The sequence below is a fragment of the Bifidobacterium sp. LH_449 genome, assembly GCF_056356755.1.
The window spans coordinates 48,934-56,184 of record NZ_JBKEUV010000013.1; the positions used below are offsets into that span (position 1 = coordinate 48,934).

Here is a 7,251-nt window from a genome sequence, read left to right on the forward strand (position 1 = left end):
CTCCGAATGACCGTTCGCCGCGGCGTCAGCTCCGGAAGGCCAATGTCGTGAACGACCATGCCGGAGCGGCGTAGACGCCGTCGGACAGGTCGACCGCCACGTTGTGCGGCGCAGTCGGCGATTCCTTGCCGACCTCACCCATGTACGGGTCGCCGCCGGAAAGGACATTCGCGGTGGCGGCGTCGCCGCGCAATTGCAATTCGCTGATGATATCGCGCAGATCGACGTCGACGGCCTGGTCCATCGCGTTGACGACGCGCACATAGACGACGCCGTCGGCGGCGCGCGCGACGGTGACCGTGCGGCGCGGTTCGTCCGGGGCTTCACGGCCGTCCGCGATCAGTTCATCGTTGATGAACAGCCGCATTGCGGCGCCGCGTTCGCTGATTTCGGCGCGCATATGCCATACCGTGCCGGGACGCACCATGTCCATGGAGACTTCGGTGCCGGCGAGCGCGTAGCCGCTGCCGTCGCGCACGACCTGCACGCTGTGCCCGCGGCCGAGCGAGATGACGTTGTGGTTCTTGCCGTGCACATCGCCGCAGTTGAGTTGCACGCCCCACATGCCTTCGTAGTAGGTGACGGTGGCGTTGATGGTGTAGGCGTCTGCATTGATGTTCACGCCGGTGTCGACCGGACCGTTGCCGGTGTAGCGCACGTCGGCGAGGCCGATGTGGGTGCCGTCGGCGGTGTCGATGCTGAAATCGGTGATGTCGGCGCTGGCGCCGCCGCTGATGTTCAGGCCTACGGTGTTCGGCAGTTCGCGGCGGAATGTGGTCGGCCCTTCGACCTGCACCGCCCATGCCGTATCGCATGTGGTGGTGGCGAACATACGCTGCACCCAGTAGCTGTATGGGCGGTAGACGTGTTCGTTGTCGAAGTAGATCAGGTCGGGGTTCCAGCTGTGGTGGCCGTTTTTGGCGAACAGCGGCGCGTAGGACGACATGACGACCGCGTCGCCGTTGAGTTCCATATGGCTCATGAACGCCGCTTCGGACAGGCCGTTGATCAGCTGGGTGTTCCAGGAGCCGTATTCGCCGAGATAGACTTTGGGGCCTTCGCGATCGGTGTCGTCGTAGTGGTGCAGGTTATGGAACCACCAGCTGGAGGACTGGTAGGAGTGCTCGTCGACGATGGGAACGCCGGCTTCGCGCGCGTACTGCCAGCCGAGAGCGTAGTCCTGGCCGCTCGGGGCCGGCCCGACCGTGCCGACGACGATGATGTCGGGGTATGCGGCTTTGACGGCGTCGAAGATCTGCTGGAAACGGTTTTTGAACACGTCGCTGATGAGGTCTTCGTTGCCGATGCCGAGATATTCGAGGTTGAACGGTTCCGGGTGTCCAAGTTCGGCGCGTTTGGCGCCCCACTGCGTGGTTTCGGCGTCGCCGTTGCAGAATTCGATGAGATGCAGCACTTCGTCGATGTATGCGGGCATGTCTTCCTGGGCGATCGGCACCGGGCCTTGGCTGGTGTTCTGGCAGCCGTATCCGGCCGGCAGTACGGGCAGCGGCTTCGCGCCGATGGTTTCGCACAGGCGGAAATATTCGTAGTAGCCGATGCGGAAGGACTGGTGGTAGCCCCACAGGTTGAAGTTGTGCGGACGATGTTCGACCGGTCCGATGGTGGCGTCCCAGTGGTACATGTTGTCGATGCCGAGGCCGTGGGTGATGCAGCCGCCGGGGAAGCGCATGAAGCGCGGGCTCAGGTCGTCGAGCGCCTTGACCAGGTCGGGACGGAAATGCGCGAGGCCCTTGTAGGTGGTGCGCGGTTCAAGGCTGACGAAATCGAGGTCGATCACGCCTTCTTCAAGGAAGGTCAGGCGCAGCATGCCTTGATTCGCGACGACCGGCTTGCCCGCGAATACGTCATCATCGCCATTGACGGCGGTCGTATTGCCGACATCGCCGGCTGCTGCTGCGGTCTGCAGCACGGCCTTCAGCTGCGTCCACCGGCCATCAGGGACGGTCGTCACCTGCGTCTGCGCCAGCACATCGCCGTCATCGCCGACAAGCGCGACCGCAATGGGCAGCGTCTTCTCCGCACGTGTCCACAGCGTACAATCGTACTGTTCTCCGGCGCGGAAGACCATGCCGTCGAATCCGATGTTTTCCAAGGCCGCCGGCGCATGTTCCACTTCGACGACCGCATAGTGCGGGTTTTCTTCGGCGACCGGATCGACGCTGCGGACGCCGAATGCCGCGAACGATCCCTCCGGCACGATTTTGCGCCATGCCGTGTAGTTGCTCCAGTCGGCGCGATCCATGCGGTTGTATTCGAATGCGCCGTTCTGGACGAGTTCGCTGTTGAGGCCGCCGTCCGCGGAATGGCTGATGTCTTCGAAGAACACGCCCCACAGGTCGGTGCTGATGGCGCGCTTGGACGCGGCGTCCAGACGTGCGACGAGTTTGTCGCGCATAATGCGTCTCCTTTGATTCATATACGCTGCTGTGCACCCTATTGCCGGTGCTTGCTGATTATTCATTGCGATGACCGATGCGCGGCAGCCTGCAACCGGGCAGCCTGCCGCCTTGTATTACGGACCGCCGCGCATCGATGTGACGTTTTACGGATGACGACTGATTGGCGTCGCCGCTGCCGTTACCGCCGGTCCAGAGCGACCCACAGCGCGCCGTGCGCCGGGATGGTGCCGGCGATGACGCGATCGGCGCCTTCGCCTTCGATGCGCACGTCGGCGGGCGCGCCGGGCATGCCGGCGAACAGGTCGGTCAGCGTCCAATCATCATTGCGATCGGACAAGCCGACGATGGACCGCAGTTCGATGTTGCCGCCCAACTTGAAATCGTCGTCGCCCGTCCAGAACAATGCGGCGTAATGGCCTCCCGCATGGGCGCTTGCGGTGCCGTCGGCCCAATCGGCGGCGTCGGCGGCCCATACGATCAGCTCGCCGCGGTAGGAATCCTCGTTCCCCCATTCGGCGAAGATGCGTTCGCGGACGGTTTCGCGATTGTTGCACGATCCCGCGGTCACTTCGCGCAAGGCCGGATTGGCGAGCAGCGCGATCGTGTCGGATGTGCTGGTGGGCAGGTCGCCGCCGACCATCAGCGGGCTGCGTCCCATGCACCACAGGGCGAGCAGCGTTTTGCTTTCGTCCAAGGTCAGGCGCGACTGACGGTCGTCGCCGCGTTCGGCGCGCAGGCCGATGTGTCCGAGCGGCAGCATGTCGGCGTCCGCCCAATGGCCGGCCTGCTGGAAGGGGGCCCAGCGGGCAAGGCGGGCGAACTGCTGGTAGATGTCTTCCCAACGATCCCACAGATCGTCGGAGATACGCCACATTTGGGCGTTTTCACGAAGGAAGTCGGCATATGTGGTGGCGACCCAGCCTCCCGGCGACAGCGACAGGTCGATGGCGCGGCCGTATTTCGCTTCGGCTTTTTCGATGGCGCGGTGGTATGCGGCGATTTCTTCGCTGTGGAACGGCGTCTGCATGTCGTCGACCTTCAGGAAGTCAAGCCCCCACGATGCGAACAGGTCGAGCTGCGCGTCATACCAGGCCTGCGCGCCGGGATGGTTGTGGTTCAGGCCGTAGTTGTCCGGATTCCACGGGCAGACGTGGTCAAGATCGACGACATCGCGCGCGGTATATTCGGTGTCTTTGACCGGCAGGTTTTCATCGACGGCGATACGCGGAATGCCGCGCATCATATGCACGCCGAGTTTCAGGCCCATCGCGTGGATCCTTTCGGCCAATGGCGCGAATCCCTTGCCGTCCGCGGCGCTGGGGAAGCGCTGCGGGTCGGGAAGCTGGCGTCCGTATCCGTCGAGGATCAGCGGCGCGTTCGTATTGTAGCCGTGGGCGCGCGCGGTCGGGTCATACCAGTCGATGTCGATGACCACGGTATCCCAGCCGGCGTCCTTCAAATACTTGGCCATGAATTCAGCGTTGGCCAGCACTTCGTCTTCCGTCACGGTCGTTCCGTAGGAATCCCAGCTGTTCCAGCCCATCGGCGGACGCCATGCCTGCATCGCTTCGTTGCGTGTCGAATTCGTCATTGCATTTCTCCATGCTGAATCTGCAGCACACGCATGCAACGATTACCGCATCAGCCCGTGAAGGCTGCGACCTGCCGTGACATCGTTGCGGTCCTGTACTGCGCAATCAATATGTAACGATACATATTTTATGCTGGTTTGCTCTCAAAACAACTTTGTCGCCTTTACGGAGAGTTTCTTGTAATATCAACGATTTCAGGTACAAAATACCGATTTTGCATTCTTCTTTTTAATCGGTATCGTTATATGTATCGATATATTTACGGCGATGTAATATACCGCTTCATACAAAGGAGGCGTCATGACCGATCGCAGGCCCACGTTGCGCGACGTAGCAGAAGCGGCAGGCGTCTCCCCCATGACCGCGTCCAACGCCTTACGCGGCAAGCCAGGAGTCAAGGAATCGACCCGCAACAAGGTCATCGCAACCGCGAAAAAACTCGACTATCGCATCAACCGCACGGCCAGCATGCTCAAATCAGGCCGCAGCAACATCATCCACATCGTCATCAACGAATTCGACTCGCCTTTCTATTCCAAACTCGCGCAGGCGCTGTCCGCCGAAACCATGGCCCGCGGCCTCACCCCGTTCATCGAACAGACCAGCTATTCGCCAGACGCCGCCGAACATGCACTGCAATCCAGTCCGTTCTCCGACCAGCTTTTCGACGGCGAAATACTGCATGCTTCAGGACTGAACCCCAGCACGCCCATCAACAGCATGGTAAGCGGCCGCCCGTTCGTGCTCATCGATTCCTGCGAAGAACAGCCGACCACCGATCAGGTCAACTTTCCGAACGAGGAAGGCGCGCGCATCGCGGTCCAGCATCTTATCGGGCGGCAATGCCGCTCCATCGCGCTGGTCGGGCATAAATACGTCGCACGAGAAGACCTCGCCCACGCGCAAAACTCCTATCTGCTGCGTCTGCGCGGATGCAGCGGCGCGCTGCTGGACGCAGGACTGGCATACCGGCCCGAATTGGTGTTTGAAGCCGGCGGCGGCGTCGAAGGCATACAGGCGGGCCATGATATCGCGACGCGGATCGCTCAGGCGGTATCGGCGGGCCGGCAGCCGATCGACGGCGTTTTCTGCGCCAACGACTACGTCGCGTCAGGCGTCATCCGCGGGCTGGCCGATCATGGAATCCGCGTGCCGCAAGACGTCAGGGTCGTCGGATTCGACGGCGTCAGCGCCGGAAGCTACAGCACGCCGTCACTGAGCACCATACAAGTCGACTTCGCGCAGCTCGCACGATGCACGCTCGACCTGCTGACGCGACGCATAGAACGCCGCACCGCGGGAATGCCGGATGAGCCGCCGGCGCGCATGGCCATCGGATGCCGATTGATCGCGCGGGAATCTTCAGCGATGTGATCGGCGGCGCCGTATGACGGGAGGCTGCGCAACAAAGTGCCGTGCGGCTTCGGCGCGAGGCCGGCTGACGAGTCGCCTTCAATGAATGGCCGTCCCCCGCCACTGTTCGGCAATCGCAATCACCCGCCAATCTCCAACCTCCAATTCCAGTCAACAAACAGCAAAGGAGCCACATGAAAACCGAAGCATATCTGTTCGTGCATTTCACCGGCGTCGAAAAGACGCCGACCGACGAACAGCTGTATTTCGCGCTCAGCCGCGACGGCGTCACCTGGAAGGATCTACGCCCGGCGGGCTCTCCCGCACTGACGTGGGACGGCGGTGAACGCGGCACTCGCGACCCGCATATCGTGCGCGACCCGCGTGGCGGCTTCCATATCGTCGCCACCGATCTGAGCATCTATTATCGCGGCGGCTGGGGTCCGAATGACGGCGCCGACACCGAAGGCTCCACCGGATTGGTGATCTGGGATTCCCCCGATCTCGTGCATTGGAGCGAGCCTCGACTGGTCGACGTCGCCTCCGAAATTCCCGGCGCCGGCATGGCATGGGCGCCGGAAGCCTGCTGGGATCCGCAGCGCGAACAATGGATCGTGTTCTGGGCGACGAAAACGAATACGAACGAAGCAGGCAATCCATTGTGCAATGAATTGGGCGATCCGACGAATATGTATTATGCGACGACCACCGATTTCGTCACGTTCTCCGATCCGGTGAAGTGGATCGATCGCAAGAACTGCATCATCGACACGACGATGCTGCGCGATGATGATGGCTGGTGGTACCGCGCTTCGAAGGATTCCGAGATCACCATCGAACGCACACGCAACCCGTACGCGACCACCTATGAGGTACTGCGCACGGATGACGAGAACGCATGGAGCTATGTCGGAACGTTGACCGGCCTGCTGGGCAATGGACGCTATTCCTGGCATTATCTGGAAGGCCCGGAACTGTTCCGCTATAACGATGCGGACGTGAAGACGATCGATGGGCGCACGATGCGGTTCGGATTGATGTGCGACCAATTCGCTGAGGCGAAGGGCTATCTGCCGTTCCGTTCCGCCGATCTGGCAAGCGCCGATCCGCAGGATTGGGCGGTCGCCGACGATATTGATTTCGGCGGGCTGACCAAGCGGCACGGTGCGATCCTGCCGATCACCGCCGCCGAATACGACGCCATCGAAGCCGCCTACACGCTGTAGACCCCCTGCTTTCTCCTGGCACATGTCGCGTGCCTATGCCCTGTGGGGCCTGTGGTCGACTGACGTTTTTGGCCGCTGACTCCGGCGTGTCCCGGCCGGAACCGTCAGGGGGACCAACCATAACCCGTTCACACCCCGGCCGGTGCCCCCCCCCTGACGCTTTCGACCGCGACACGCCGATGACCGCGGCCAAAAACGTCAAAAAGGCCGGCCGTACGCCGGCTCCCACCCGGCCGGCATCCCCTCCCTGACGCTTTTGACCGCATCCAACGGCGTGTCGCGGTCGAAACCGTCAGAGGAGGCGGCCGCGTACCGAACGCAGGCCCGTCCCCTGACACGTTTGACCGCGACACGCCGCTGGGAGCGGTCGGAACCGTCAGAGAACGCGGCCGCGTACCGGCACGCAGGCCCCTCCCCTGACGCTTTTGGCCGGGACGCGCCGATGAGGGCGGCCAAAACCGTCAACACGGAAACACGCCCCCTCCGGGGAGACCGAACGGGCCGGGAAACCGTCAAAGCCCCCGGGGGAAACAAACAAAAAAAGGGCCGGCCCCCAACGGGACCGGCCCCCAAAAGAACAATGCGGCGGCGCGCTACTCTCCCACACCCTCTCGAGTGCAGTACCATCGCCGTGCCAGGGCTTAGCTTCCGGGTTCGGAA

4 protein-coding genes and 1 rRNA gene are annotated in these 7,251 nt (G+C 62.4%); 2 read left to right on the plus strand and 3 right to left on the minus strand.

The genetic code is table 11. The features are described from left to right. Positions 1-25 precede the first annotated feature (25 nt). Both AC1AX7_RS09150 and AC1AX7_RS09155 read right to left on the minus strand, forming a co-directional pair. Positions 26-2,416, minus strand: coding sequence for an alpha-L-arabinofuranosidase C-terminal domain-containing protein (locus AC1AX7_RS09150; RefSeq protein ID WP_476509776.1), 2,391 nt, complete (start codon positions 2,414-2,416; stop codon positions 26-28). Positions 2,417-2,598: 182 nt separating this feature from the next. Then, positions 2,599-3,963 (minus strand): glycoside hydrolase family 27 protein, encoded by a 1,365-nt coding sequence (locus AC1AX7_RS09155; protein WP_476509780.1) that lies wholly within the window; start codon positions 3,961-3,963, stop codon positions 2,599-2,601. Between the two features lie 349 nt (positions 3,964-4,312). On the opposite strand from AC1AX7_RS09155, the gene AC1AX7_RS09160 reads away from it, so the two are divergent. Together AC1AX7_RS09160 and AC1AX7_RS09165 are read left to right on the plus strand one after the other, a co-directional pair. Further along, entirely contained in the window at positions 4,313-5,386 is a 1,074-nt protein-coding gene (locus AC1AX7_RS09160; RefSeq protein WP_476509777.1) for a LacI family DNA-binding transcriptional regulator, read from the plus strand. Positions 5,387-5,559: 173 nt separating this feature from the next. Then, on the plus strand, positions 5,560-6,591 hold the full coding sequence (locus AC1AX7_RS09165; RefSeq protein WP_476509778.1) for an alpha-arabinofuranosidase: 1,032 nt from the start codon (positions 5,560-5,562) through the stop codon (positions 6,589-6,591). 580 nt (positions 6,592-7,171) lie between these two features. Here the strand turns inward: AC1AX7_RS09165 and rrf are convergent. Beyond that, positions 7,172-7,251, minus strand: a 5S ribosomal RNA gene (gene rrf, locus AC1AX7_RS09170); the annotation flags it as partial.

Coding starts and splice junctions, on each gene's coding strand:
- AC1AX7_RS09150 (WP_476509776.1), bottom strand. CDS start 2,416: ATGCGCGACAAACTCGTCGCACGTCTGGACGCCGCGTCCAAGCGCGCC.
- AC1AX7_RS09155 (WP_476509780.1), bottom strand. CDS start 3,963: ATGGGCTGGAACAGCTGGGATTCCTACGGAACGACCGTGACGGAAGAC.
- AC1AX7_RS09160 (WP_476509777.1), top strand. CDS start 4,313: ATGACCGATCGCAGGCCCACGTTGCGCGACGTAGCAGAAGCGGCAGGC.
- AC1AX7_RS09165 (WP_476509778.1), top strand. CDS start 5,560: ATGAAAACCGAAGCATATCTGTTCGTGCATTTCACCGGCGTCGAAAAG.